Annotated in this window: 1 pseudogene; it reads right to left on the reverse strand. The window is 68.6% G+C overall.

Annotation, left to right across the window (positions count from 1 at the left end):
• Nucleotides 1–274 (reverse strand): annotated as a pseudogene (locus FVA95_RS29780) (hypothetical protein); the annotation flags it as partial.

Consider the following 274-nt stretch of genomic DNA (forward strand, 5'->3'; position numbering starts at 1 on the left):
GACCGACTCCGACCGCAGCGCCGATCGGCGGTAGCAGCGGCTTTGGCGGCAGCAGCGGTTTCATCGGCGGCTTCTTTGGTGGCGGCAGCAGCGGTGGCGGCACGGTGGTGATCTCCACCACCGGTTCGACCGGTTCGAGCGGTTCGAGCGGGTCCAACTCGCCCACGCCGCCAACCTCCACCACCAGCACGACGACCACGTCGAGCGGTTCGGATTCGCCGACTCCGCCGGGTGGAACGACCACGACGACCTCGACGTCGACCTCTACGTCGAC

It is taken from the genome of Pseudonocardia sp. EV170527-09 (assembly GCF_008369905.1).
Lineage (GTDB): Bacteria > Actinomycetota > Actinomycetes > Mycobacteriales > Pseudonocardiaceae > Pseudonocardia.